Genomic DNA, 25974 nt, shown 5'->3' on the forward strand with positions numbered 1-25974 from the left:
CTGCAGCTCCTCTACCAGGGCAAGTCCCCCACGGCGACCGGCCCCTACGACCGACTGCCCTGGCGGCCGGGCGTCCTCACCCTGCAGCGCTGACCCCCAACCGCACGTGGAGGAACCCCAGCCGTGCGTCGGCTGGGGTTCCTCTCTTCTGCGCAAGGCAGGGGGACATCTGCCTACTTGAGCGCTGTACCGCCCGCGTTGTGATAGGCGATCGCCTTGCGGATCAGGTTTCCGCCGTCGGACTCGGCCGTGGTCTGTTCCTGCTGCCCTGGACCGAAGAGCAGGCCGGCGACATGGGCGTTCGCGACCTGGTCCATGTGCGCGAAGAACCAGTCCACCTTGTCGTCCTTGTAATGGTTGAGAGTGTTGTTCTGCGCCATGTTGCCCACGGGGATCTGCCACAGGACCACCGGCTTGCCCACGGACTCGGCCATCGTCTTGTAGAACTTCAGCGTGGCGGCGGCCTTCTGGTCGGTCCAGAAGTGGTCACTGCCGCCGTGGGCCGGCTGTGCGTACCAGCCTGCGTCGCGGTCCGACACATCGGTGACCAGGAAGTCGGCGTTCTGTGCCCCGAGCTTCGCGTAGTCCCTGACGCACGCCTGTGTGGCGGTCTGCCAGTCCCAGCAGGTCAGGTGGAGCCCCACGGCGGTGTTCGGCGCGTACTTGCGCGCCATCGACATCAGGCAGCGGCTGAGTCCGGCGGCGCTGTTCTCCTGCGATCCGCAATCGGTCGGGTTGGCGGCCGAGACCTGCGCGGCAACCTGGTGCGGATCGCCGAGCGACCGGACGTAGCCCCAGAAGTCGGGCTCAAGGTCGATCGCGTCGTGCGACGTGCCGATCTTCTGGAGGAAGAAACGGTAGTCGTTCATGTACCGGGTGAGCAGGTCGAGCCTGTTGATGGCCTTGACCTCGCCCGGGCCGTCGCCCTCGCCTGCCAGATCCCCGAGGTCGCGCAACGAGTACCACGTCCAGAGCATCTTCTGCGGACGCGGGCTGCCCTTGTACGTCGCCTGGGCCGCCACGCTGTCCCGCCAGGTCACGTAAGTGCCGGGCGCCGTGGTGCTGCCGTTCCAGCAGCCCCACCAGCCCGACCACCCGTCGTGGCAGCGCGCTGCCGAGTAGTAGTCCGACGAGGGCGCGGGCTGGCTGTGCACATAGGCGTAGCGCATGTCGAACGGAGCGGCGGCCGCCGAGGCGTCAGTCATCGAGCCGCCGATGAGCACCGTGCTGCTGCCCATGAAACGTGTCGTCGAGCTGCCGCCACCGGCCGCGGGAGACGGTGCTGACGACGGCTGCGTGCCGACACTCCCGGCCGGGACGAGTTGCCACTGCTGATCGGCGCCGCCCCGGTCGCGGTTCTGGACGACGTCGCCCCCGTCGGCCTTGGCGGCGTTGTGGACCTCGACGGCCATGCCACTGAAGCGATTGATCAAACGCACGTAGCCGTCCGGCGACTTGGCCAGTTTGAACTGCTGGTTGGTGCCGTTCAGGTCTTTCCACTGCACGAGGGCGGAGCCGGCGGTCTTCGACCAGCCGAGGTCGTCCAGCACCTTGCCGGAGTTCCGGTTCTGCAGCCGGTAGTACCCGTCACCCGCGTCGACGAACCGCCACTGCTGGTTGGCCCCGCCGTGGCGCGCCCACTGCACCACCGCCGCGCCGTCGTTCGTGGCGAAGCCGCGGTCGTCCAGCACCTTGCCGCTGTTGCGGTTGACCAGCACGTACCACTTCTTCATATCCAGGGTTTGCTGCGCCGAAGCCTGGCTGACCACAACGGCGGAGCCGGCCACGACCACCGTGACGAGGCCCGCCCAGAAACCCCGACGCGCGAGCAACCGGCGGCCACGATGCTTCGGGCGGCCACCGCGGGCGCGGCCGTCGGCACGGCGGCCGCCGGCGCGGGACGCCAGCGATGACGTGGGTGGGCTGGGGACATGTCTGTGCTCCCGTTCAAGGGACATGCCTGTGCTCTCCTTCAGCCGTTGCATCTGACCGGACCACTTGGCCGGACACCACTCAGTGGTCCGAGAGGCCGAAAAGGTTGCCGCGAAGATCCACAAAGCTGCGACGATCACCGGCGAGTTCACGGGCCAGGGCTACGACGGAGGGTTCGGCGGATGACGCGCCCGGACCCTCACCACCATCGACCGCTACGACGGCCTGCTGCGCCCGCACCTCCTGCCGACCTTCGGCGGCAAGGACCTGGACGAGATCACTCCGCGGCCTCATGGTCCTGCTTGGCGCGTTCGCCTCGCTCCGCCCCGAGGAACTGGCCGAGCTGCGCCGTCACCTGCAATGGTTCGCCGAGAAAGGGTCGGACGGCCTTCTCTTCGTCGGTGAGAAGGGCGCGCCCTTCCGCCGGTCGACCGTCGGCCGGCAGTGGCGCAGGGCCAGGAAGAAGGTCGGCATGGCGGAGGGTGATCACATCGGCCGCGGTCCTCGTCGAGGTCATCCACCCGAAGATCAACGACGCCGCGCTGAAGTGGACCTTGTCCCGGCTGCGCGTGGAGCCGGTAACCCAGACGGTTGCACAGTCCGCCGCCACCCTGCTGCGGGCGGCGGGGCTGCACGGTCACAAGTACGCCATCGACGCCCTGCTGTGCGCGACCGCCCTGCGGCATCCCGGCCGGGTGACGAGCCTGACGTCCGATGCCGAGGGCATCGGTCTGCTCACCGCCGGGCATCCACGCGTGCTGGCCGAGAAGGTGTGAGGAACAGAGCCGGTGGTCTGGACAACAAAGAACCCCCCGGGTCTCCGACCCTGGGGGTTTCACATGGAGCGGGTGACGAGAATCGAACTCGCGCTCTCAGCTTGGGAAGCTGGGGTGATCTACGGCCGGTCTCTGGGCTGACCTGCAGTGGAGTGGTGCCGTCGTCAGATCGGAGCGCTCAACTCGTACCCGGTGTTCCCCGTGGTTCCCCGCACGATCTGGCACGTGTCTGGCACGGCCCTCCGTCCCTGGACCCCTCGCTCGCAGACCTGGCCGGCATGCCGGGCCACGTCGCAGGGCGCACCACTGCTCAGGGCTCGCGGGGGGTTCGGGCATGGACGTTATCCCGATGGCGGCGACGTCTGAATAGCCCCAACGCGCTTTCCCACTGTCCGCGCGGCCGTACGGGGGCGTCCATGGGGGTTCGCGCGGCAGGTCAGACGAGGTGCGCGTGCGGGGGCGAACGGTGGCGACCCGTCAGCGCCCCCTTGCGGAAACAGACCCGTCGTAGGCCCCGTCGGCGACGGCCCGCCAAGCTCCACGCCGACAAGGGCTACGACTACGACCACCTGCGCCGATGGCTCCGGTCCCGAAACATCACTCCGCGCATCGCCCGCAAGGGCATCGAGTCCTCTCAGCGTCTGGGCCGCCACCGTTGGACCGTGGAGCGGACAGTTGCGTGGCTGTCCGGGTGTCGCCGCCTGCATCGTCGCTATGAACGCAAAGCGGAACACTTCCTGGCCTTCGCCGGGATCGCCGCGGCGCTCATGTGCTTCCGGCGCCTCTCGCAGCAGGCGTGAGGCAGCGGCACCGCCGCTACGGGACGTTCCAGGCGGCGATGAACGGCTGCCCATCCTCGGTGGCCAGAAAGCTGAGCGTGCCCGGATGCGGATGGCCGAGCAGCCGGCCGGCGGAGGCGTCGAGGCCGAGCCAGCGCACCGTGAGCACGCGGGCCAGATGACCATGCGCGACGACGGCGACATCGCCGTCCTCCAGCAGCGGCCGGATCCGGTCCAGCACCGCGTCCGTGCGCGCTGCCACCTGCTCAAGCTGCTCGCCAGGATGGTCGTCGTCGCCGGGAACGACGCCGTCCCGCCACAGGTCCCAACCCGGCTTCATCTCCTGGATCTGTGCCGCGGTCAGACCCTCGTAGCCGCCGTAGTCCCACTCCAGCAGATCGGGATCGGGCCGGACGCCGGCCAGGCCCGCCAGCTCGGCCGTCCGCATAGCGCGGCTCAGCGGGCTGCTGAAAACCGCCACCAGATGGCGTCGGGCCAGCCTCGGAGCGAGCTCCTTCGCCGCGGCCTCACCCGCGTCAGTCAGCGGAACGTCGGTACGGCCAGCGTGCTGGCCCGACAGGCTCCATTCGGTCTGGCCATGCCTGATCACTATCAGTTCACCCATGGCCGCGCACGATATCTGATCATGCGACACGGCCGACCACTCCCGCCTTCGCCGCCACCGCCAGCACCCTCATCTGCGACGGCTGAATCGCCAACTGAGATGACCTCTGAGGCACGTGCGGTCAGCTCAGCCGGGCATCGGCGTACACGGTCATCGCATCGCGCTGGTAGACGGCGAGACCTTCGGCGATCTTGTCGAAGTTGGCCCGCATCTGCGGGTCGTCGACATAGGTCTGGGCCACTCCCTTGTACGCGGCCGCGGTCGGGGTCCAGAACCGGCAGATCTGCTGGTAGTTGGCGTCCACCTCGGCCTGTACCGCGGGGTCGGAGACCGGCGTTCCGGCCACCATGAACTCCGCCATACGGATCATCTGCGCCGTCACCTCACGCTGCCAGCGCTCCGTGTCCTCGGGGGTCATCGCCTCGACTGCCTGCCGGGACTGCTCCCACGCCTGCGGCCACCGCTCCCGTACTTCGGCCTCGGCCTCGGAGGGGGCCTGGAACCCCTCGAACAGGTTCTCCGGCTTGTTGATCTTCGTCATCTTCCTGTTGTCCCTACCTTCTTCCAGTTCGGCGATGGTGCGGCCGACCGTACGGGCCAGCGTCTCCAGCCGGTCCCGTTCCGCGAGTAGCCGTTGGTGGTGCTCGCGGAGCACGGCCACCTGGTCGAGCTGGCTGTCCAGGACTGCCTGGATCTCGCGCAGCCCCAGGTCCAGTTCCCGCATCAGCAGGATCTGCTGCAACCGCAGCAGATCGGCCTCCTCGTAGTAGCGGTGCCCGTTGCTCCCGATCCATGCGGGCGGCAGCAGGCCGATCTCGTCGTAGTGCCGCAGCGTCCGCGATGTCACCTTGGACATCCGCGCCACCTCCGCGATCGACCAGGCCATGCCGGTGCCTCCCTCGCCGGGCCGGTCTCTCCGGCCACACACATGACCGTAGAAGTTGCCGCAACGGAAAGCGCAAGCCCAAACCCTGTTGGACAGACACCACGGCCTGACCCGTCGGACAGGCGCTGCTAGGGGCGCAGACGGTTGGCGCCGGCCAGCGGGATTGCTGTACTTCGCTGCTGTACTGCGACGGTCCAGGGGTGCCGGCCGAGCAGTCCACGGGAGGGCCTCCGGCCCAACTCGCTCAGTACCCGAAGAAGTGGCGGGCCGGGTCTCTGACCTGCGGCCGTGAAATCGATCAACGCTGCGACCTGCGACTTAGCCGTCGGTGGTTGTCAGCGTTGGTCGTCGTTGAGCACCCCCGTACGGCCCAGAGACGGCCCGAGCGGGGGTGCCGTGATGTGCCCCCCTCGATGCGAACTATGGGCACGGTGGTCGCTGAAGTCTCCTGGGCTGGTACGGAGGGTGGCCAGGGACGCCAATGGTCGGCGCGGGTCGGTGGAGTTGCTGTACTTCGCTGCTGTACTGCACAGCCCAGGACCGTAAGGAACGCCCCGGTCATCTGAGATCAGTTGTGAGTCGACGCTCCGCAGCAGCCGTCAGCTCCTTGAGGCTCTGTCGAAGCAGGTTCAGGTCCGGGGAAAAGTCCCCCTGTGCCACCTGGCCCAAGACGGCAACGACTTGCTGATCGAGCCTAGCCATGGCCTGGCGGACCTCGTCACTGTCGATCCCCATGTGGGAAATATCCCAAGTTGTGTGGCAGTCGGTGCTGCGTCTGATTGCTTCATCCTGGATCTCCTGCCGACGCTCAGGTGAGTCAGACACGTTGATCGACTGCGGGAGGCGAGCCACCCAGTCCTTAGCTGCGTACGCACGCTTGAACTGCTTGCGCACGGCTTGTCGCTGAGCTTGCAGCCCCGTTTCCTGGTCCCTGCGACGCTCTCTTCGGATCGTGAACATGTGGTTGGCTGCGGCTCCAAGGAAGGCTCCCCCAAGGGCTCCGCCAAGGCCTACGAGCGCTGTTTCAAGTCCGGTCACACTTCCCAGGGAATGGCTTGCGGCAGTCCGTAAAGCGTTACACGCCGAACGGATCACCCGTTGAGGCGTCCGCGCACGCGCTACGGGCGGGCCGCCTGATGGCCAACAACAAGGGGAGGCGCCGGCGTTTCGGCGCGATCAGGCGACTACCCTCCGGCCGCCATCAGGCGCGCTATCCCGGACCGGATGGAGTGATGCGCCCGGCGCCGGTGACCTTCGCGACGACCGCTGACGCGGACGACTGGCTCGCAGAGAAGCAGACGGAGATCCGGCGGGGCGAATGGCGAGACCCGGACGCCGGGGCAGTGAGCTTCCGGGCCTACGCCGACAAGTGGGTGGAGGAGCGAGACCTGGCGCCGCTCACCAAGGACCTGTACCGCTACCTTCTCGACAAGCATCTGACCGCGTTCGCCGAAGCCGACTTGGACGAGATCACCGCACCGCGCGTGCGCGAATGGCGGGCCGAACGGTTGCGGCTGACCGGCGCCAAGACCATCACGGCCAAGGCCTACCGCCTTCTCAAGGCCATCATGGAGACCGCCGTAGACGACGAGCTGATCCCGCGAAATCCCTGCCGGATCAAGGGTGCTGGCAAAGAGAAGGCGGCCGAGCGGCGCATCGCTACCGTTGCTCAGGTCGACGCTCTTGCCACCGCCGTGGGGATGCGGTGGCGCCTGATGGTCTACCTCGGTGCGTACGGTCCGATGCGACCGGAAGAGCTGGCCGGTCTCCGTCGCCGAGACGTCGACCTCGACACTCTTCGGATCCGCGTTCGCCTCGCCGAGCCGGAGCGGATGAACGGGCGACGCGTGCAGGGCGGCACCAAGAGCGAAGCGGGAACTCGGACTGTGATTCTTCCCGCGTTCCTCCGCCGGGAGCTGCGCTGGCATCTGGAGTCGTACGCCGAGCCGGGGCCGGGCGGGCTGATCTTCGGGGGGGGAGAGAAGGGCGCCCCCTTCCGCCGCAGCTCCTTCGGGAGGAAGTGGCGCAAGGCGCGGGAGATCGTCGGCATGCCGGAGGGCTTCCGGTTCTACGACCTTCGGCACACCGGGCACACGCTCTCCACGCGGTCCGGTGCCACCCTCAAGGACATGATGGTCCGCGCCGGGCAGTCCTCCGAGAAGGCCGCGCTGATCTACCAGCACTCCGACGACGAGCGACAAGAAGAGGTCGCCGCCGGCCTCGATGCCACCGTTCGGAAGGCTCGGGCCGAGGCAGCGAAGAAGGCGGCCGACAAGCCTTCTGGCACGAATCTGGCACGCGGCGCGTGATCACCCTGCACGACAAAAAGGCCCGGGTCCTCTGACCTGGGCCTTCTTCATGGAGCGGGTGACGAGAATCGAACTCGCGCTCTCAGCTTGGGAAGCTGATGTTCTACCATTAAACTACACCCGCGTAAGTACGGACATGGTCCTCGCGGAGCCGGTGCCCGGACATTGCTCACTGTACATCATCGCAGACCCCTGGTGCCGAGACCCTGGGGTCTGAGTCTGTTTCAGGGGTCGGATCCGGCTGCGGGTGGGGCGAGTTGGGGCGTACCGTGGAGGCCTCGGGGAGGGCCCGGGTGAGGTCGGAGTGCCGCCTGGAGAGTCGTCTCTTTGATCCCGTAATGTGGCTTTTGTCGTCAGGGCGAGAAGCCCGACGAGGCTCTTGGGGAAGGGACTTAAGGGACTTGATGGAACGCACCGTCGTCCGTTGCGCGGACGGGCACGTCTTCAGCACCGCTTCGTTCCCGATGCAGCAGGCCGATCGGCTCGGCCCCCGTCGGCTCATGAGGTGTCCCCGGTGCGCCCGGCTCCGCAGTGTGGTGCCGGTCGCCCTGGAGAAGCGCTAGAGGCGTCGGCGGGAAGCCGGGGCAGGTCCGAGGCAGGGAACACCAGCCCCGGCGGTATCACGGACCGCACGGCGGGCACCCGCCGCAGTGGTGACTCAGGCGCGCGGAGTCGTCACGATTGTCACGGCTCCGCGCGCCTTGCGTATCCTCGCTACGTGCTTCTCTCAGACAAGGACATCCGGGCCGAGATCGACGCCGGGCGGGTACGGATCGATCCCTATGACGAATCCATGGTGCAGCCGTCGAGCATCGACGTGCGGCTGGACCGGTATTTCCGGGTGTTCGAGAACCACCGCTACCCGCACATCGACCCCTCCGTCGAGCAGGCCGATCTGACCCGGCTCGTGGAGCCGGAGGGGGACGAGCCGTTCATCCTGCACCCCGGGGAGTTCGTGCTCGCCTCCACGTACGAGGTCATCACGCTGCCCGACGATCTTGCCTCGCGGCTCGAGGGGAAGAGCTCGCTCGGGCGGCTGGGGCTGGTCACGCACTCCACCGCCGGGTTCATCGACCCCGGATTCAGCGGGCACGTGACGCTCGAACTGTCCAACCTCGCCACGCTGCCGATCAAGCTCTGGCCCGGGATGAAGATCGGCCAGCTGTGCATGTTCCGGCTGACCTCGCCCGCCGAGTCCCCGTACGGCAGCGAGCGCTACGGCTCCCGGTACCAGGGCCAGCGCGGGCCGACCGCCTCGCGGTCCTACGTCAATTTCCATCGGACCCAGGTGTGAGGGCAGCCGCAGACATGAGTGATGTTCGGGAGAACCTGACCTACGAGCGGTTCGGCGGCGCCGTCCGCGAGCTCGCGCAGACCATCGCCGACGACGGGTACGAGCCGGACATCGTACTCAGCATCGCGCGGGGCGGGGTGTTCGTCGCCGGCGGGCTCGCCTATGCCCTGGACTGCAAGAACATCCACCTGGTGAACGTCGAGTTCTACACCGGGGTGGGGACGACGCTCGAGATGCCGGTCATGCTCGCGCCGGTCCCGAACGTGATCGACTTCTCGGACAAGAAGGTCCTGATCACCGATGACGTCGCCGACACCGGCAAGACGCTGAAGCTCGTGCGCGACTTCTGCCTCGACACCGTCGCCGAGGTGCGCTCCGCGGTGATCTATGAGAAGTCCCACTCCCTCGTGAAGTGCGAGTACGTCTGGAAGCGGACCGATGAGTGGATCAACTTCCCGTGGTCTGTGTTGCCTCCATGCCGTAAGTCTGGCACGCCGATCACGCCGTCGAAAGACGCTCTCTGAAGATCGTCACTGTGGTGAATGTGCCGAACATCTGCTGTCGCATTTCGCGAACAGAGCCAGTTGGCGCTTCATGACTATGACCGCACCTCAGGGGGCGCCGGTCTCCCGCTGGTGATGGAGCGGTGGAGGCCGGCGCCCGCCGCGGACCGCAACCAAGCTGCGTGATTGGCCTGCGGTCTTCAATCGGTCAGCCGAGGCTGGGCTCAATCTTGCCGTGCGCGAGCGCGGGCATGTACTTCTTGTTGCCCTGGAACTGCGCCTCGTAGCCAGAGCCGAGCGCCTGGGCCCACAGAATGGGGTCGAGGAGGTTGGAGCCGCTGTCGAGGTGCGCAACGCCGGTGGCGTCCGTCACCCCGATACCGATCTGTCGGCCCGACCCAACGGTGAAGGTGATGGGCACGCCCTTGATGGGCTCGCCGTCGCTGTCGATGAGCTTCGCGCTGATCTGAGCTTGCGCCTGGCCCATCACAGTGCCCTTCACCGTCGCTGCGGTGAGCTGCGGGTATTCCTTGTCGGTCCCTCCGTTGGGCTGCGGCGGGTACGGGTAGGGCTGCGGGTACTGCTGGAACTGCGGCGGGTACGGGTACTGCCCCTGGGGCGGGTACGGGTACGGCTGCGGGGGGTACGGCTGGAACTGCGGCGGGTAGGGATACGGCGGCTGGGGCGGCGCGTACGGCTGCGTCGTCACTGGTGCTCCTCAAGGGATGAGTTCGCGCGGGCATATGCCCGCCCTCCCACCGTTACACGCAAAGCGACGATTCGCCCCCGGAGTCGTCACTATGCGTGACATTAGGGGGGTTGTGATTGGCATATGACCCGGACGGCCCACCGATCCATGGCATCGGCCGGATGTGGGCCCCAGCCGATCCACTCCAACCAGCCGGCCGCAGCCGCACCCTTGGCTGAGAGCTCCCGCCCTCGCTGAGACCGCCTGCTCCTGGGTACCGTCGTGTTCGTGTGTCCGGTGCGCGTTGGGTTGGTCACCCAAGGCTCGCACTGGTTGATCGCGCGCGACTAGGGGAGCTGGTACGGGCATGGCGGTTGACGCTGCTCGATCGGAAGAGGGGTTCACGTCGGCCAGGGCTACACGGGTGATGAGTGCCGCGTGTCGGGCTGCGGGCCTCGATGGCAGAGGCGCGGAGCTGATTCGTCTCGGAGAGAACGCGCTGTTCCGGCTGGCCTCGGCGCCGGTGATCGTCCGCGTGGCTCGGGGAGAGCCCTGGTTGCCCAAGGCGCGTGTCGAGGTGGCTGTGTCCAGGTGGCTGGCGGCAGAAGGGTTCCCTGCTGCCAGGCTCGTTGACGGCTTGGAGCAGCCGATTGTGACTTACGGTCACCCGGTAACCTTCTGGCGCCTCATTGTGGAGGGCGACCGTAAAGCCACGTACGGCGAACTGGGCGCCATATTGAGAGACTTGCACTCTATGACGGTGCCTGCGGGCCTTGAGTTGCCTGCGTTCGACCCATTCGACAAGCAAGAGCTGCGGATCAGTAAGGCGCCGATCCCGGACGATGACCGGGTCTTCCTCCGCAAGCGGTGGCAGGAGCTGCGCGGTCAGTTTGAGGAGTTGAGGTTCGAGACTCCGAAGGGGCCGGTGCACGGTGATGCGCACGTGCAGAACCTCATGGTGAACGATCGGGATGAGGTGATCCTGATCGACTTCGAGGCCTTCTGCTTCGATCACCCGGAGTGGGACCTGATGGTCACGGCGGTCGAGCATCACAGCCTTGGGTGGCAGACCGATGAGCAGTACGCGGACTTTGTGCGGGCGTACGGACGGGACCTGTACGACTGGCACGGTTACGACACGCTTCGGCGGCTGCAAGAGTTCGGCATGACGACGTGGCTCATGCAGAACGTGCGGGAGAACGAGGAGACGGCGGCCGAGTACCGCCGGCGCATCGCTGGCTTGCGTAACGATGATGCGCCGCGCGATTGGCGACCCTGGTAACTGCTACTCGTCCTCGTCGTCCAGGCGGGCCAAAGCTTCGCTCACCTGCTCGTTTAAGGCGACGACGGCGGTGTGAGTGGCGTGCGTGCTCACCTCTGCCTGGAAGTCAGTGACATAGCGCTGGAAGCGTGAGGACTGGAGGGAATCGCCGCCGTCCACGGCAAGGCTCGCGGTGGTGACGGCGGCCTCCAGCTCGCCGTTCAGTAGCTGGCTCTGGGCGAGCACCATGCGGCAGAAGCCCAACGTGCGGGCGTACTGCGGATCGGTGCTGTCGACGGCGCGCTGTGCATGCTCGACGGCTTCCCGGCGCATCTTGAGGTCCCGGAAGCAGTGGCAGAACTCGCCCAAGAGCTCGGCGTCATCGAAGTAGCTCAGCCAGGCCGGGTCATCGGCGCTTTCGGCTCGCTCGAAGTGTCGTTCCGCTTGGTTCATCGCCTCGGCCGCTCCGGCCCGGTCGCTGGCGTTGGAGAGTGCGCGGGCCTCCATTGCCCAGTAATTGGCCATAGCTCGTGGGGTGGCTCGGCCCTTGGCGCCCTCGACGGCGGCACGGGCAAGCTGGATGGCTTGCGCGTGGTTGCCCAGGTAGTTGGCCTGATGGCTGAGGTTGCCCAGGATGCGTGCCCCGAACATCCGGTCGTCGATGACCTTGGACAGCCGCAGTGTGGACGTGAGGTAGCGGTGGGCAAGCCGGTGGTTACCGACGTCGTACGCGGTCCACGCGAGCAGCTGGGAGACCTCGGCGGCGGCCCCGTAGAGCGCTGTGCCCACCTTCTCGCTATAGCTGGCGTTCAGCAGGGGAAGGACCTCGTGACGGAAGTAGTGGCGTAATGCCTTGTGGCCGTGGCCTCCGCCGTACTTGAAGTCGAGCTGCATGAACATGGAGGCGGCATCCCGGATCGCGCGTACGTCGCGCATGCCGACTCGTTGATGCGCGGGCCTGTCGGCCTGGACGCCGTCGGGCCGGTCGATCATCCATGACAAGACGGCTGTGCTCAGCTCGGCGTCCTCAATGATCAGTCGGTCTGAGACGGGCGTGTCGGCACCCTCCTGCGCAAGACCGTCAAGCGCCGATAGTACGTCGGGGACCGTGCTCGGGTAGCCGATCGGCTCGGGGGCGGTCGGCCGAGTGTGGTCGAAGAAGCCGAGATCGCCCGGCGTGATGCGGCGGCCCAGCTTGGCGCTGAGGACGTCAGCCATGATCGCTGCTGTCTCCGGTTTGATTCCGACGCCGTCTCGCCAGCGCTGCACAGCGACGTGTGTCGTTCCGAGAGGGATGCCTCGCTGGGCGGCAGCGTCCTTCATCCGCTTGGCAAGCCCCTTGTTGGAGACCTTCGCCTCGTCCATGACCGCGATCAACTGAGCGTTCGGTTCTCGGCTCATGCTCCCCTGCCAACCCGAGAATTGCGGCGAGTGTTCATCGTGTCACAGCAGTGTCGCCTTGGGGGTTCATTGGTGAACCCCCTTCGTATTTGACGGTGTTCACGTGAACCCCCCGATGAACGCTCCCGACTAAGCCTGCCGCGCCGTTCACTGGTCAGCACAGATCGGCGGGCTATGGGGCCCGCAAGGGCTCGGGAGGGAACGCGGTGGAAGCACGGCAGAGCAAACGCACAGCGAACGTCCCGACGACGGGCACTCCGCCTCGCTCGGTGTACGACCCTGACGTCGGCCACTTCCGGGCTCTGACCGTCCACGCCGAGGACTCGGACTGCGTGAAGGCCGCGCGGGACATGATCGGTTCCTACCTTGCGACCTGGAGCCTGGGTTACGCGGTCGATGACGTGAAGCTCGTCGTGTCGGAACTGGTCGGCAACGTCGTCCACCACGCTGTGCCAGATGAGCGCTTGTCGATGCCCGGTGCGAAGCGGCGCATCGACGTGTGGCTGATCAACTACCCCGGACTGCTGGCGATCGGCGTCTTCGACGAGGACTCGACACCGCCGGACCTCCCCGCGGGTGAGTTCATCTCGCCAGACCTGGCCGGTGACTTCATCGAGGCTCTCGTACCGGACCGGGGGCGCGGGCTGCTGATCGTTCAGCGCTTGGCCGATGCGGTCTGGTGGTCGCCGGGGCTCAAGGGCGCTGGCAAGACAGTGTGGGCTCGGTTCGACCTCGATCGGGTCTGGGCCGACTGGTGGGCCGAGTACTCGGCTCGATAGACGCCGGGTCGCCACCCTGCTCTGCTCCCACGCGATCGGGAGCGGGACGGCGACCCGGTCACTGGCCGGAGCCTGACCACTCCGGCCGAAGGGGCGCGGTCTCTCGGACGGCTCGGGGGCTCCCCTCCCGAGCGAGAGTCCGCGCTTCACATCCCCATATAGGCCGGGCCACCCCGTCAGCCCTGGAAAGCGAAGGGTGGCCCGGCTGGGAACACGGCGGTTCCCGGTGCCTGATGGTACCGGGGCCGCCGTGCTGCGTTTGTGCCCTGGTCCAAGGAAGTTGATGATCCGTTACCTAGATCAGAGGCAGAGGTGGGCAAGGTGACTGGCTCGGGTGAGGGCTGGCTGAACGATGGTCTCGATCTGCCGGGGGCGGACTCCGGTCTCTGGGTGTCGGGGGTGGACTACATCTCCGGTTGGCGTGAGGCACGTGAGGCTGCCGACCGGCTGAACCGCGCACTCCTGGGCGCGGGGTTGGAGCTGTCCGCCGTGAGGGCCGTTGCGTCCACGAACGAGGACGGGCACGGGGTGGTGCGGCTGACGGGCTGGCCGGCCGTCGTGGACCGGCTCTCTGCGCTCCTGGAGGCACGCGCGGACAGCGATGGCGGTGCAGCGTGAGGCTGTCGACTCTCCTGCTTGATGCCTCAGCCACAGAAAGTCAGCCACGACGATGCCGTGCGGCGAACGAGCGGGCGCGCGTGTGTCTCGCTCAGCCACCCACCGGCAGCAACCACGCTTCCGTGTTCTTGATCGTCGCGGCCGTTGCCGCCCGAGGCTCGGCACCGATGGTTGGTCAACGGCTCGGCTCCTTTGGCGTACTGCGGGTGGGGGCGCCTGCCGACCGGACGGGACCGGCGTCCACGCCGCACGCCCGGCCGGGGCGGCCGGGCGCCCCGGCGCGCCGCAGGCGCGCCCTTGAGGAAGTGAAGACTGTTTCGACCGATCGTTGTCGGCGCTCAGGCGTGGGGACGTCGTGCGGGCCGCTTGTCGGCGGTGATCCGGTAGGCGAGTTCGGCCCGGTCGGCGCCGAAGCGCAGCTCTTCGAGGATCAGCGGGCGGTCGTCGGTGCCGTGCGCGACGCGACATACGTGCAGGATCGGTGTGGCGTCGGGGAGCTGGAGCGTGGTCCGCTCATCTGGCAGGGGCATGCGGGCACGTACGGTCTCGGTCCAGGTGAGCTTGTGCCCAGCCTGGGTGAGCACCCAGTAGAGGGCGGCCGATGGCTTGCACGGCTCCTGACCGAGGAGGGGAACGGCCTCGGCAACCTCGAATGGGATCAAGGTGCGATGCATGGCACGCGTCCCGGTGCTGGGGTCGGTGAGCAGTCGGTCACAGCCGAACAGGGCTTCCTCAGTATCGAGTTGGAGGAGTCGGCCGGTGTCCTTCGTGGTGCGGGTGCGGTAGGTGCTCGGCTTCTCGGTCTCCTGCCAAATGTCGCCGCTGGGCATCACGAACTTGTCTTCCGCCGTGCGGCTGATGCCCCGTTCAAGCGTGAGCACCGGCTGACCGCTGGAGCGTACGAAGCTGCCCTTGCCGTGCCGAACGTCAATGAGTCCTTCGGCTCGCAGCGCGGCGATGGCGTTGCGGACGGTCGGCCGGGAGACGCCGTAGCGGGCCATGAGCTGAGCCTCGGACGGCAACAAGGAGTCGGGAGCGAACTCGCCGGACAGGATCGCTTCGCGGATCGCGGCGGCGACCTGCTGGTAAAGGGCTCCTGGACGCTGGATCTCCGACATTCGCTCATCTCCAGGTTGCAGTCGTAGGCACGTCGCACGCGCGACATCACTCGTCAGCATAAGTACTTGCGCTGCTGTCGTACAGGGCCCCATAGTCGTACCTCGTAAGGACAAGTGACGTCAGGATGTCTCCGGCATCCCGAGTGGCCAAGGAGGCCAACGAAATGCAGTCCATTCCCGTGGACACGGCGCGGCTGGGCGTACTGCGGTGCGCCATCGCGCCCGAAGCAAAGATCACCAACTCTGAGACGCAGGAGGTGAAGAGGGACCGGGACGGCAACCCGGTCTGGACCGTGGCCGTCACTGTGCGGCAGGACGGACGACGGATCTCCGTCATCGAGATCGCTGTGAGCGGTCAGCCCAAGGGCATCGAGGAAGGGCAGATCGTAAAGGTCACCGGTCTGACCGCGTTCATGTGGTCGATGGGGGACCGGCACGGCGTCAGCTTCCGCGCCGACTCCGTCACCCCCGTGACCGGCCCGGCGCACGCCAAGGGTGGTGACGCCTAATGGGACCTATCCTGCTCGCCCTCGGCCTGGCCGTGCTGGCGTGGGTGCTCGTCGTCGGTGACCTGGTCCGCCGGCACCGCCCCGTCTGGCACTGGTACCTGATCGGTTACCCGGCCACCGCCTGCCGGGTGCTGTTCACCTGGCGCAAGGTCGCTCAGCTCAACGACCTAGCCGTGTCCAAGCGTCCGCCGCGTGGGCTGCTCGGCGACCTGGTCGTCAAGGGTGACCCGCTGCGGCCGGTGGCTCCGCGGATTTCCTTCCCGCGCGCCACACGCATGGGCCTGACGGTGCTGGTCCGGCTGCACGCGGGCCAGACCCCGGCGACCTTTCTGAAGGCGGCTGACGCGTTCGTGCACGCGTGGAAGGTCCACGCGGTCCGGGTCACCTCGCCCGAACGCGGGCTCGTCCTGCTGACGGCGACGGCCACGGATCCGCTTCAGCGGCCCGGCTTAGCGTCTGCTCCGGCCGAGTTGCTGTCGGCGCTCATCGGGGTCCTGGAGAGCGGCGGCGCCTGGGTGATGAACCTGCGGTTGGTGCCGCACTGGCTCATCGCCGGTGCCACCCGCTCGGGCAAGTCCACGCTGCTGGCCCGGTTGATCACCCAGCTCGCCCCGCAGCCGGTTGCCATGGTCGGCATCGACTGCAAGGGCGGCATGGAACTCGGGCTGTTCGCCGACCGGCTCAGCGCGCTGGCCACCTGCCGACGCGAAGCGGTCGCCGTGCTCTCCGCGCTCGTGGTCGACATGCAGGACCGGATGAGCGCCTGCCGGTCGGCCGGGGTGCGCTCCATCTGGGAGCTTCCCGACAAGGTCCGGCCGGTGCCGGTCGTCGTGATCGTGGACGAGATCGCCGAACTGTACCTGTCGGACGGCACCCGCGAGAGCAAGGCGGAAGCCGAACAGTGCTCCACCCTCCTGCTCCGGATCGGCCAGCTCGGGGCAGCGCTCGGCCTGCACCTGGTCGTCGCCGGCCAACGCGTCGGCTCCGACCTCGGCGCCGGTGTCACCGCGCTGCGGGCTCAGCTCGGCGGCCGGATCTGCCACCGCGTCAACGACCCCGGCACCGCCGAAATGACCTTGGGTGACCTGAACAAGGACGCCGTGGCCGTCGCCCAGTCCATCACGGCAGAGGAACGCGGCGTGGCCGTCTGTACCGGCCCGGACGGCGGCTGGAGCCGCGCCCGCTCCCACCTCACCCCGACTGAGGAAGCCGTCTCGACAGCCCGGAAGTACGCCGCGACGGCACCCGACCTGCCTGCCCTGAACCGCGTCCCTGAGGTGCTGGAAGGAGACGACAAGTGATCAGCGAAGGTACCGCGTTCACGTTCTCGGTGATCTTCGGGATCATCACCGTCCTCCTCGTCCGCTCCCGCGACGTGCGCGCCTGGGAAGCGGTCTGCGTCGGCCTCTTCGGCCTCTACCTCGGTCAGACCCCCGTGGTCTTCACCGTCCACGGTCTCTTGACCTGGCTCATCAGCGGCTTCGCCCACCACTGACCCGAAGGGACACATGGCCATGCCCATGCCTCGCGTGAGGTGCCCCCACTGCAAGGGCGACGGAGCCCGCAAGACCTGGACCGGCCGCATGCGCCGCTGCCGCGTCTGCCGGGGCACCGGAAGCATCCGCTGACCACCAACCCACCCCGACACAGGAGGTGATCCCCATGACCAACGGTGCACCACCCACCATCAGCCCTGCCGCTTTGGCGGCCCACCCCGGAAGGTCACCACCATCAACCCGGACTCCACCCCCGCTGACCGGCGCGCCGCCCTCGACCGCGCGGCGCGCCTGCGTCAGCTCCCCGAAGCAGACCGCGACGCAATCCGCCTCGCACAAGATCCCAACTTCCCCCGCCTGCTGGAGCAGATCACCGCAACCGGCGGCTGCTCCCACCCCGTCCACCTCTCCGGCTCCACCACCACCGTGGACGGCACCACCGGCGAGATCCTCCACCACTACGACACCCGCAACGAGCCCGGCGAACGCCTCCTCGTCCGCTGCCGCAACCGCCGCGCAACCATCTGCCCCGCCTGCTCCCGCCTCCACGCCGGAGACACCTACCACCTCGTCCGCGCAGGTCTCCTCGGCGGCAAGAACGTCCCCGATGCCGTCCGTCACCGCCCCCGGCTGTTCGTCACCCTCACTGCTCCGTCGTTCGGCCCGGTCCACCGGTCATCGGAGCTGTGCCGACCCCGCCGCGACGGCGGCACCTGCGAACACGGCCGCCTCCTTGGCTGCGGCCTCGTCCACACGCCGGACGAACCGAGTGTCGGTCAACCGCTCTGCCCCGACTGCTACGACTACACCGCCCACGTCCTGTGGCACGCACATGCCTCCAAGCTATGGGACCGCTTCGTCATCGACGTCCGGCGGCGCCTCGCATCATCGGTCGGCCTGGTGCAGTCCCGCTTCGCCCGGCATGCCCGGCTGTCCTTCGCTCGCGTCGCCGAGTACCAGAAGCGGGCGGCCGTCCACGTGCATGCCGTCGTCCGCCTCGACGGCCCGACCGGCCCCGGCGACGAACCCCCGGCCTGGGGCACGGCCGAACTCCTCATAGACGCCGTACGCGCCTCCGCCCGGAGAGTCACGGTCGGCACCCGCTACAGCCCCGCCGTGGGCGAGCTGGGCCTACGCTGGGGCGCCCAGATCGACGCTCGGCCCCTGCGGACGGACGGTGACAGCCCCGACGATGACGCCGTAGCCGCATATGTTGCCAAGTACGTCACCAAAGGCGCGAGCGACACAGGCGCTGGCACTGACCACCCGCTCTCAACCTGGGCCGACATCGAGTCGGCACCCGTGAGCGAACACACCCGAACCCTCATGCGGACCTGCTGGCGCCTCGGCGGCCTACCCGAGTACACGCCCCTGCGCCTGCGTGTCTGGACTCACACGCTCGGCTACCGGGGCCACATCCTCACCAAATCCCGCGCCTACTCCACCACCTACGCAGCACTCCGCGCCCAACGCGCCCACCACCAGGGCCACACCGACCTACCCGACGCAATCACCGAACGGAACTGGCGCTACATCGGCACCGGCCACACCCCCGGCGCAGCACTCATTGCCGCTGGCATCGCTGAGGACCGACGCCTCAACCAAGAGATGGTCCGCGAACTCTCGAACGCGGGAGGGGCCGTTGGCTGAGCCGAAGAAGATCATCACCACCGAAGAATGGATCAAGAAGCACCTTGCACGAGCTCCAGCACGGGACAGGGCATGGGTGGAACGCGCTCGGCTGCTGCATCGAAGGATCACATGACAGAGGCCCCGGTATCCCCGGGGCCTCTCAGCGTTGTGCGTTCCGACGTCACTCCCGCCAGACGGGCTCGATCAGATCAGGATCGAAGATCCGCTTTCCCCTACCTGCCGGGTGGATGATCACTGCCGACAGGCTGTGGAGGATGATCTCCTGTTGCCGCTCAATAGGGAGATCGAAGAACTCCTCTTCGGTCAGGTCCTCGGTCCGTCCCTTCGCCTCCCTCTGCTTCTGCTCCTTGTAGAACCTGGACCGCTCCAGCTTCAGTTCGTCGCGCAACCTCTCCTTGGCCGGCAGCAACTGCAAGAGCGTGGACACGCTGATCTGCTTGGCCTTCTCGGCCTCCACCAGTTGGCGGATGTCGGCGTTCACGTCCTCCAACTCGTGCTCTCGGGGCCACCGCTGATCACCGGCGGCATCGGATCCGGCGGCTTTCTCACGCTTCTCCGCGAGCACCAACCGCGCGATGTGCTTGTCTACGGGCTCGCCTACGCGTCCGACCTTGCCGCACCCGCCGTTGACCACCGAGCACTGGTAGCTGTACTTCGACGCCTTGGAACCGGGCTTCCAGTTTCGATTGTTCTGTCCCCGGATCTTGGTCTTGCACAGTCCGCAGCGCGCGATGCCGGAGAGTAGGTACTTACGTGCCAGGGACTGTCCAGGCCGCTGCCGCTTGCGCTCTGCGATCGCCTCGCAAACCGCCTCCCACTCCTCGACGGTGTTGATCGGTTCCCAGTCACCCATGACGGGCTGTCCGTCGTCGCCGTAGAGGATCTCGCCGTGGTACGTCCGGTAGCCGACCAACCGTGGGTTGGTCAGGATGTGCTCGACGTGGTGGTGCGCCATGCGCTTGGTGCCCTCGCGCGGGTTCCCCAGCCCCTGTTCCTGCCACCGCGTGCGAATCGTGCCGATGCGGACTCCGGCCAGCACTTCACGCTGTGCCGCCCGGATCGCCTTGGCGGCCTCGGGATCGACCTTGCTCCGGTCGTCCTTGCGCCACCCGTACGGCGCTGGGCCGCCGCTGTCCTTGCCCTGCTGGGCCAGCTCCAGGTGCTTGCGCCGGATCCGGCGCGATGCGTCGTGGGACGACTTGTTGGCGAACGCCACCATGATCCGAGCCATGGTGCGACCGTCGGGCGTTCCCAGGTTGATGTCGTTGGTGACGGTCGCGAACTCCAGGCGCGGGCGCTCGTCGAAGATCTCGATCAGCCGCTCAAGGTCGCGCGGCTGGCGGGCGAGACGGTCAAGGTCGTACGCCACGATCCCGTCGATGAGTCCGGCGCGGAGATCGTTCAACATCAGCTCGAACTCGTCGCGCACCACGTTGCGCTTGAACGCGGACACGTCGTTGTCCTCGTAGACCTTCACGGCCTGCCAGGAACGGAGATCGGTGAGACGCTCGCAGTCCGCTTGCTGCCGGGCTACGCCTAGCGCGTCGCCCTCGTCGTCCCGTGAGATGCGGGTGTAGATCCCCACCTTGCGCGCCACTGTCGGGCCCTCCCCTGACTGCGCCATGCTGCGACGATGCGGGAAGAGCCTACTATCCTCATTCAGTTCAATCAGCCTGGAGCGTCGAGCCGCCCGTCGTGAAGCGGGCCGGGCAGGTCCTCGACGCCTAGACCCACAGCGCATTACGAAAGGGCCCCCGGCTCCGTGCCGGGGGCCCTTTCCTGCGCGCGAACGCTCAGAACGTGCCGAGCTTCACGATCGACAGCAGCGCGATCAGCTGGATCGCCGACGCGCCCAGCGCCTTCGGCCAGGGCAGGTCGTGGGAGCGGGAGACCATCAGCGTCAGGAGGGCGCCCGCGCCGATCCAGGTGGCCCAGCCGAGGACCTGGACGAAGCCGGCGTCGCCGCCGAAGAACATGGCGAAGACCAGGCGGGGCGCGTCCGTGAGGGCGGTGATCAGCATGGACAGGCCGACCGTCGGCTGCCAGGCGCCGTCGCCGCCGAGCTGGCGGGCCAGGGTGTGGGTGACCACGCCCAGGATGAACAGGCCGAACACCATCACGACCGCCGTTATCAGCACGATCGGCACCGCGGTGGAGAGCGTGGCGCTGATCGCGTCCTTGCGGGCGCCGTCGAAGCCGAAGACGGCCAGCAGGCCGTACAGGAAGGTGGTGATGAGCGCCGGGGTCCACATCGTGTAGTCCCGCATGCGCAGGAAGGTCTGGTCGGGGGAGAGGACGATCCCCTTCAGCAGTTCCTTCCAGTGCAGGGGCGGGCCGAGCGGGGCGGCGGGTGCGGCGGACCCGGCCTGGTAGGTCGGGCCGTGGGTGTAGTCGGCGGCCTCGTCGATCGAGAACGCCTGGGTGTGGCCCGGTTGGTTGGCCGCGTACGGGTCCTGGCCGGAAGCGCCGCCCGGGTAGCCGCCGTCGTCACCGAAGTACTCCGGCCCGTCGTCGGCCGGCCCCGGGTGTCCGTACGACTGGCCCGGCCGGCCGTACGGCTGCCCCTGCTGCGGGTACGAGGGCTGCTGCCCCGGCTGCGGGTACGGCCGCTGCGGCGCCTGCGGGTAGCCGTACGAGGGCCCCGGGGGCTGCCCGTACGACGGCCCCGCGGGCTGCCCGTGCTGCGGTCCGGGCCGGCCGTACGACGGTCCCTGCTGCGCCTGCTGTCCTTGGGGGGTGCGGTTGTCCCGGCCCCCGCGTCCGATCCTGAATCCAGCCACGTCATCGAACGTACCTGGTCCCGGAGGGTGACGTGCCGGGCCCGGGCGTCCGGGCCCGGCTTTGCGGCCGACCTGTGACATCCCCTAAGGGACCGTCAGCGATTCGACCAGGGAGCCTTCAGGGGTTTCCCCCGTTTCCCCTACGGTCTCCGGCTCCCGTCCACAGGTGGGTAAGGATGGGGGCATGAGCGTAGTGAAGATCAATGTGCTGACCGTGCCCGCCGAGCAGCGGGAGGTGCTGGAGAAGCGGTTCGCGTCCCGCGCCCACGCCGTCGAGAACTCCGACGGATTCGAGTGGTTCGAACTGCTGCGGCCCGTCGAGGGCACCGACACGTACCTCGTGTACACGCGCTGGCGTGACGAGGAGTCGTTCCAGGCGTGGATGGAGGGCCCGATGAAGAGCGCGCATCAGGGTGGCGCGGAGGGGGAGCGGCCGAAGCCGGCGGCCTCCGGCTCCACGCTGTGGTCCTTCGAGGTGGTCCAGCAGGCGGGCCCGAAGGGCGAGTAGCTGCCGCGCCGGGCGCCCCGTTGCCGACGGCTCCTGTGCGGACGGTTCGGAAGCGGGGCGCTTCGCTACGAAGGAGCCGAGTCCCGGCCGACGCCACGGAGGCCGTGCAGCTCGGTGTGGGTGGTCGGCTGCTCGCCCACGCCAGGGAGCTGCTGCCGGGCACCCCGCCCGGCGAACTCCGCTTCCTCACCGCGTGCTTGACCCCGGCCCTGGACGACGCCCTGCGGGTCGCGGAGAGCCGGGGCGGCGGCTGGGGAGTTGAGGGCGGGCTCCGCCCCGCTCAGTTCCGCTTGGAGGGAGAGGCCGGCACGGCCTCGTGGCCGCTCCCGCGCAGGCGCGCGACCACCTGCGAGCCGATGAGCCCCGTACCGCCGATACGCCCCGGATCCGGTGCGCCACCGCGCACTCGCGACACGACGGCGCCCCCTGCCTGTGCGCAGCAGGGGGCGCCGTCGTGTCGCTGGAGCCGTGGTTACTTGACCGGCTCGGGCTCCGGCTCGCTCTCGGTCTCCGGCTCGCCCGCCGGGTCGACCGGCGTCCTGACGGAGTCGAGGAGCAGCTGGGCGACGTCCACGACCTGGATGGACTCCTTCGCCTTGCCCTCGTTCTTCTTGCCGTTGACCGAGTCGGTCAGCATGACGAGGCAGAACGGGCAGGCGGTGGAGACGATGTCCGGGTTGAGGGAGAGGGCCTCGTCGACGCGCTCGTTGTTGATGCGCTTGCCGATGCGCTCTTCCATCCACATCCGGGCGCCGCCGGCGCCGCAGCAGAAGCCGCGCTCCTTGTGGCGGTGCATCTCCTCGTTGCGCAGGCCCGGGACCTTGCCGATGATCTCGCGCGGGGGCGTGTAGATCTTGTTGTGGCGGCCCAGGTAGCACGGGTCGTGGTAGGTGATGATGCCCTCGACCGGGGTGACCGGGATCAGCTTGCCCTCGTCCACCAGGTGCTGCAGCAGCTGGGTGTGGTGGATGACCTCGTAGTCGCCGCCGAGCTGCGGGTACTCGTTGCCGAGCGTGTTGAGGCAGTGCGGGCAGGTCGCGACGATCTTCTTCGCCGACTTCGGCTTCTTGGTCGACTCGTCCACCTCGCCCTCCTCGTTGAGGGACTCGCCGAAGGCCATGTTCAGTGCCGCGACGTTCTCCATGCCGAGCTCCTGGAACAGGGGCTCGTTGCCGAGGCGGCGGGCGGAGTCACCGGTGCACTTCTCGTCGCCGCCCATGATCGCGAACTTGACGCCCGCGATGTGCAGCAGCTCGGCGAAGGCCTTGGTGGTCTTCTTGGCGCGGTCCTCCAGGGCGCCGGCGCAGCCGACCCAGTAGAGGTACTCGACCTCGGTGAGGTCCTCGATGTCCTTGCCGACGACCGGGACCTCGAAGTCGACCTCCTTGGTCCACTCCAGGCGCTGCTTCTTCGCCAGACCCCAGGGGTTGCCCTTCTTCTCCAGGTTCTTGAGCATCGTGCCCGCCTCGGACGGGAACGCGGACTCGATCATCACCTGGTAGCGGCGCATGTCGACGATGTGGTCGACGTGCTCGATGTCCACCGGGCACTGCTCGACGCAGGCGCCGCAGGTGGTGCAGGACCACAGGACGTCCGGGTCGATGACGCCGTTCTCCTCGGCGGTGCCGATCAGCGGGCGCTCGGCCTCGGCGAGCGCGGCGGCGGGGACGCCGGCCAGCTGCTCCTCGGAGGCCTTCTCCTCGCCCTCCATGGTCTTGCCGCCGCCGGCCAGCAGGTACGGCGCCTTGGCGTGCGCGTGGTCCCGCAGGGACATGATCAGCAGCTTCGGGGAGAGCGGCTTGCCGGTGTTCCAGGCGGGGCACTGCGACTGGCAGCGGCCGCACTCGGTGCAGGTGGAGAAGTCCAGCAGGCCCTTCCAGGAGAACTGCTCGACCTGGGAGACGCCGAAGACGTCGTCGTCACCGGGGTCGGTGAAGTCGATCGCCTTGCCGCCGGAGGTCATCGGGAGCAGGGCGCCGAGGGAGGTGTCACCGGTGGCGTTGCGCTTGAAGAAGATGTTCGGGAACGCCAGGAAGCGGTGCCAGGCCACGCCCATGTCGGTCTTCAGGGCGACCGTGATCATCCAGATGAAGGAGGTCGCGATCTTCAGTCCGGCGAAGAAGTAGGTGAGGTTCTGGAGCGTGGAGACGTCCATCCCCCTCAGCCACGACACCACCGGGTACGAGAGGAAGAACGAGGCCTCGTAGCCGTCGACGTGGTGCTGGGCGCCTTCGAGGGCGTGCAGCATGAAGATGCAGACGCCGACGATGAGGATGACGGCCTCGACGAAGTACGCCTGGCCGAAGTTGGAGCCGGCGAAGCGGGACTTGCGGCCGGGCTTGCGCGGGTGGCTCAGCTGACGGATCGCGATCAGGACGAGGATGCCGACGACCGTCATCGTGCCGATGAACTCGACGTAGATGTTGTACGGCGCCCACTCGCCGATGACCGGCAGGATCCAGTCCGCCTTGAACAGCTGCCCGATCGCGTTGACGATCGTCAGCAGCAGGGTGAAGAAGCCCACCGCGACGAACCAGTGCGCCACACCGACGACGCCCCAGCGGTTCATCCGGGTGTGGCCGAGGAACTCCCTGACCACGGTGAGGGTGCGCTGTGCGGGGTCGTTGGTCCGTGTGCCGGCCGGTACCGACTGGCCCAGCCGCATGAAGTTGTAGATCTGGAGGAGGGCGCGGCCGAACAGTGCCACGCCGACCACGATCAGGACCAGCGACACGATGATCGCGGCGAGTTGCATTGGGGCTCCTGAGGCGGCCTCGAACTGACTGAGCGACTTGAACAGGCGACATTACTAAGCGGTAACTTATGTAGTCCGTCTGAGACTACCCCCATCTTCCTGCGGGATGCAGCCGGGCACGGGGTGATGCGCATCATCCCACGGGTCATCGGATCGTGTTATTCGTACCGAATTGCTACATTCGCCCCTACCTTAGAGCCGTGCTCTACGGGATCGCCGCCGCCACCGCCGCCCTGCTCCTCGCCGCCGTCCTCGCCGCGCTGCTCAGGGTTCCCGCGCTGCGGGCCGGCATCGTCGACCGGCGCCGGCAGCGGCGGCTGCCGCTGCTCGGCGGGCTCGCCGTGGTGGTCGTCACCTGCCTGGTCACCTGGATGGGGCAGTGGACCCGGGTCGCCCCGCTCGGCGACGGGGTCGTCCGCCTGCTGGTCGCCGCCTGCTCGGTCGCCGCCCTGGGGCTGGTCGCGGACGTGTGGCGGCTGCGCGCGCGGGTGCTCGTCGCCGGTACGGCCGTGGCGGCGGCCTGCGTGGTGCCCTACGACGCGACGGGCGTGCTGGGCGGGCTGCTCGCGCTCGCGTGGATCGTCGTCGCCTCCCTGGCCTTCAAGGGGCTCGACCACGCCGACGGGCTGGCCGGGACCGTCGGGGTGGTCACCGCCTTCGGCGCCGGGGTCTGTGCCGCCGCCGAGCTGATGGACGGGCTCGCCGTCCTGCTGAGCGTCTTCGCCGCCGCCCTCACCGGCTTCCTGATGCACAACTGGCATCCGGCCCGGATCGGGCTCGGCGCCTGCGGCTCGCTGTTCACCGGGTTCCTGTTGTCGTCGTCCCTCGTCTTCACGCGCGCGGGGTACGACCTGGTGCCGAGCGCGGCGGTGATGTTCTGCCTCGGTGCGGTGGCGATCGCCGACGCCGTCCTCGTGGTCCTCGCCCGGGGGCTGGCCCGGCGTCCGCTGCTGCGGCGCGGCCCCGACCATCTCGCGCACCGGATGCGGCCGCTCGGGCTCACCCCGCCGGGATCCGTCGTGCTGCTGGGTGCCGGTTCCTTCTCCTCGGTCCTCGTCGGGGTGCTCGTGCACACCGGATGGACGGGGGAGGGGGCCGTGCTGTGGGTGGCCGGAGCGGCGCTGCTGGTGGTGCTCGTCCTCCTTCGCATGCCTGTCCAGTCACCCCGGCGCACCGAATCGACGCAGGTCAGCGGCCAGTTGCGTGTAAGGAACGGATAAGACTTGAGCCAGGGTGACTCAGGTCTGTTGACCCATCGCCGGACGTCATGCACACTTGAGTCCGTTCCACTCAAGTCAGCTGGA

The 25974-nt window shown here is 68.0% G+C and carries 23 protein-coding genes, 1 tRNA gene and 3 pseudogenes; 15 read left to right on the plus strand and 12 right to left on the minus strand.

Features of this window, described 5'->3' with window-relative positions:
- Window positions 1-173: 173 nt before the first annotated feature.
- Window positions 174-2084: an RICIN domain-containing protein gene (locus ACWC94_RS35850; protein ID WP_450801461.1), complete on the minus strand. Its 1911-nt coding sequence runs from the start codon at window positions 2082-2084 to the stop codon at window positions 174-176.
- Between the two features lie 49 nt (window positions 2085-2133).
- Between ACWC94_RS35850 and ACWC94_RS35855 the strand changes: the two are divergent.
- The 3 genes and pseudogenes from ACWC94_RS35855 to ACWC94_RS35865 form a co-directional block, all read left to right on the plus strand.
- Window positions 2134-2413 (plus strand): annotated as a pseudogene (locus ACWC94_RS35855) (hypothetical protein); the annotation flags it as partial.
- On the plus strand, window positions 2334-2708 hold the full coding sequence (locus tag ACWC94_RS35860) for a DNA-binding protein (protein WP_450801462.1): 375 nt from the start codon (window positions 2334-2336) through the stop codon (window positions 2706-2708). The pseudogene ACWC94_RS35855 and the gene ACWC94_RS35860, both read left to right, overlap by 80 nt.
- 497 nt (window positions 2709-3205) lie before the next feature.
- A pseudogene (locus ACWC94_RS35865) lies at window positions 3206-3508 on the plus strand (transposase); the annotation flags it as partial.
- A 16-nt stretch (window positions 3509-3524) separates the two neighbouring features.
- Here ACWC94_RS35865 and ACWC94_RS35870 read toward each other — a convergent pair.
- The 3 genes from ACWC94_RS35870 to ACWC94_RS35880 form a co-directional block, all read right to left on the minus strand.
- Window positions 3525-4112, minus strand: coding sequence for a histidine phosphatase family protein (locus ACWC94_RS35870; protein WP_450801463.1), 588 nt, complete (start codon window positions 4110-4112; stop codon window positions 3525-3527).
- A 121-nt stretch (window positions 4113-4233) separates the two neighbouring features.
- Complete coding sequence (locus ACWC94_RS35875) at window positions 4234-4998, minus strand: MerR family transcriptional regulator (protein ID WP_450801464.1); 765 nt, start codon at window positions 4996-4998, stop codon at window positions 4234-4236.
- A gap of 558 nt (window positions 4999-5556) precedes the next feature.
- The gene (locus tag ACWC94_RS35880) at window positions 5557-6036 is read right to left on the minus strand and encodes a hypothetical protein (protein WP_450801465.1); all 480 of its coding nucleotides are present in this window, start codon (window positions 6034-6036) and stop codon (window positions 5557-5559) included.
- A 98-nt stretch (window positions 6037-6134) separates the two neighbouring features.
- On the opposite strand from ACWC94_RS35880, the gene ACWC94_RS35885 reads away from it, so the two are divergent.
- On the plus strand, window positions 6135-7307 hold the full coding sequence (locus ACWC94_RS35885; RefSeq protein ID WP_450801466.1) for a tyrosine-type recombinase/integrase: 1173 nt from the start codon (window positions 6135-6137) through the stop codon (window positions 7305-7307).
- Between the two features lie 50 nt (window positions 7308-7357).
- Here ACWC94_RS35885 and ACWC94_RS35890 read toward each other — a convergent pair.
- Window positions 7358-7431 (minus strand) — tRNA-Gly (locus ACWC94_RS35890).
- A 594-nt stretch (window positions 7432-8025) separates the two neighbouring features.
- On the opposite strand from ACWC94_RS35890, the gene dcd reads away from it, so the two are divergent.
- Window positions 8026-8601, plus strand: a complete 576-nt coding sequence (gene dcd, locus ACWC94_RS35895; RefSeq protein WP_450801467.1) for a dCTP deaminase — start codon at window positions 8026-8028, stop codon at window positions 8599-8601.
- 14 nt (window positions 8602-8615) lie between these two features.
- Window positions 8616-9125, plus strand: coding sequence for a phosphoribosyltransferase (locus tag ACWC94_RS35900; RefSeq protein WP_450801468.1), 510 nt, complete (start codon window positions 8616-8618; stop codon window positions 9123-9125).
- Between the two features lie 187 nt (window positions 9126-9312).
- Here the strand turns inward: ACWC94_RS35900 and ACWC94_RS35905 are convergent, their stop codons facing one another.
- Window positions 9313-9813, minus strand: coding sequence for a hypothetical protein (locus ACWC94_RS35905; protein WP_450801469.1), 501 nt, complete (start codon window positions 9811-9813; stop codon window positions 9313-9315).
- A 346-nt stretch (window positions 9814-10159) separates the two neighbouring features.
- Here ACWC94_RS35905 and ACWC94_RS35910 point away from each other — a divergent pair, with 346 nt between their 5' ends.
- Window positions 10160-11074 carry an aminoglycoside phosphotransferase family protein gene (locus tag ACWC94_RS35910; RefSeq protein ID WP_450801470.1) on the plus strand — a complete coding sequence of 305 codons (915 nt, stop codon included), beginning with the start codon at window positions 10160-10162 and terminating at the stop codon, window positions 11072-11074.
- A 3-nt stretch (window positions 11075-11077) separates the two neighbouring features.
- Here the strand turns inward: ACWC94_RS35910 and ACWC94_RS35915 are convergent, their stop codons facing one another.
- Complete coding sequence (locus ACWC94_RS35915; protein WP_450801471.1) at window positions 11078-12454, minus strand: sporulation protein; 1377 nt, start codon at window positions 12452-12454, stop codon at window positions 11078-11080.
- Window positions 12455-12723: 269 nt separating this feature from the next.
- Here ACWC94_RS35915 and ACWC94_RS35920 point away from each other — a divergent pair, with 269 nt between their 5' ends.
- Both ACWC94_RS35920 and ACWC94_RS35925 read left to right on the plus strand, forming a co-directional pair.
- Entirely contained in the window at window positions 12724-13233 is a 510-nt protein-coding gene (locus ACWC94_RS35920; RefSeq protein ID WP_450801472.1) for an ATP-binding protein, read from the plus strand.
- 321 nt (window positions 13234-13554) lie between these two features.
- Window positions 13555-13851: a hypothetical protein gene (locus ACWC94_RS35925; RefSeq protein WP_450801473.1), complete on the plus strand. Its 297-nt coding sequence runs from the start codon at window positions 13555-13557 to the stop codon at window positions 13849-13851.
- Window positions 13852-14189: 338 nt separating this feature from the next.
- Here the strand turns inward: ACWC94_RS35925 and ACWC94_RS35930 are convergent, their stop codons facing one another.
- Complete coding sequence (locus ACWC94_RS35930) at window positions 14190-14969, minus strand: GntR family transcriptional regulator (RefSeq protein ID WP_450801530.1); 780 nt, start codon at window positions 14967-14969, stop codon at window positions 14190-14192.
- Window positions 14970-15133: 164 nt separating this feature from the next.
- Here ACWC94_RS35930 and ACWC94_RS35935 point away from each other — a divergent pair, with 164 nt between their 5' ends.
- The 4 genes from ACWC94_RS35935 (at window position 15134) to ACWC94_RS35950 (ending at window position 18624) form a co-directional block, all read left to right on the plus strand.
- Window positions 15134-15478, plus strand: coding sequence for an SCO3933 family regulatory protein (locus tag ACWC94_RS35935; RefSeq protein ID WP_450801474.1), 345 nt, complete (start codon window positions 15134-15136; stop codon window positions 15476-15478).
- The gene (locus tag ACWC94_RS35940) at window positions 15478-16779 is read left to right on the plus strand and encodes an FtsK/SpoIIIE domain-containing protein (protein WP_450801475.1); all 1302 of its coding nucleotides are present in this window, start codon (window positions 15478-15480) and stop codon (window positions 16777-16779) included. The genes ACWC94_RS35935 and ACWC94_RS35940 overlap by 1 nt, the downstream gene beginning before the upstream one ends.
- Window positions 16776-16973 (plus strand): hypothetical protein, encoded by a 198-nt coding sequence (locus ACWC94_RS35945; RefSeq protein WP_125213920.1) that lies wholly within the window; start codon window positions 16776-16778, stop codon window positions 16971-16973. The genes ACWC94_RS35940 and ACWC94_RS35945 overlap by 4 nt, the downstream gene beginning before the upstream one ends.
- A gap of 292 nt (window positions 16974-17265) precedes the next feature.
- Entirely contained in the window at window positions 17266-18624 is a 1359-nt protein-coding gene (locus ACWC94_RS35950; RefSeq protein WP_450801531.1) for a replication initiator, read from the plus strand.
- Window positions 18625-18787: 163 nt separating this feature from the next.
- On the opposite strand, the gene ACWC94_RS35955 is transcribed toward ACWC94_RS35950, so the two are convergent.
- Both ACWC94_RS35955 and ACWC94_RS35960 read right to left on the minus strand, forming a co-directional pair.
- Window positions 18788-20224, minus strand: a complete 1437-nt coding sequence (locus ACWC94_RS35955; protein ID WP_450801476.1) for a recombinase family protein — start codon at window positions 20222-20224, stop codon at window positions 18788-18790.
- A 196-nt stretch (window positions 20225-20420) separates the two neighbouring features.
- Complete coding sequence (locus tag ACWC94_RS35960; RefSeq protein ID WP_450801477.1) at window positions 20421-21488, minus strand: YIP1 family protein; 1068 nt, start codon at window positions 21486-21488, stop codon at window positions 20421-20423.
- 103 nt (window positions 21489-21591) lie between these two features.
- On the opposite strand from ACWC94_RS35960, the gene ACWC94_RS35965 reads away from it, so the two are divergent.
- Window positions 21592-21915 (plus strand): antibiotic biosynthesis monooxygenase family protein, encoded by a 324-nt coding sequence (locus tag ACWC94_RS35965; RefSeq protein WP_450801478.1) that lies wholly within the window; start codon window positions 21592-21594, stop codon window positions 21913-21915.
- Between the two features lie 292 nt (window positions 21916-22207).
- On the opposite strand, the pseudogene ACWC94_RS35970 reads toward ACWC94_RS35965, so the two are convergent.
- Window positions 22208-22291, minus strand: a pseudogene (locus ACWC94_RS35970) (LysR family transcriptional regulator); the annotation flags it as partial.
- 96 nt (window positions 22292-22387) lie between these two features.
- Window positions 22388-24670: a (Fe-S)-binding protein gene (locus ACWC94_RS35975; RefSeq protein ID WP_450801479.1), complete on the minus strand. Its 2283-nt coding sequence runs from the start codon at window positions 24668-24670 to the stop codon at window positions 22388-22390.
- A 200-nt stretch (window positions 24671-24870) separates the two neighbouring features.
- On the opposite strand from ACWC94_RS35975, the gene ACWC94_RS35980 reads away from it, so the two are divergent.
- A complete protein-coding gene (locus tag ACWC94_RS35980; RefSeq protein WP_450801480.1) occupies window positions 24871-25890 on the plus strand; it encodes an MraY family glycosyltransferase in 1020 nt (339 codons plus the stop codon).
- The last annotated feature ends 84 nt before the right edge of the window (window positions 25891-25974 follow it).

This window comes from Streptomyces sp. NPDC001135 (genome assembly GCF_053598395.1).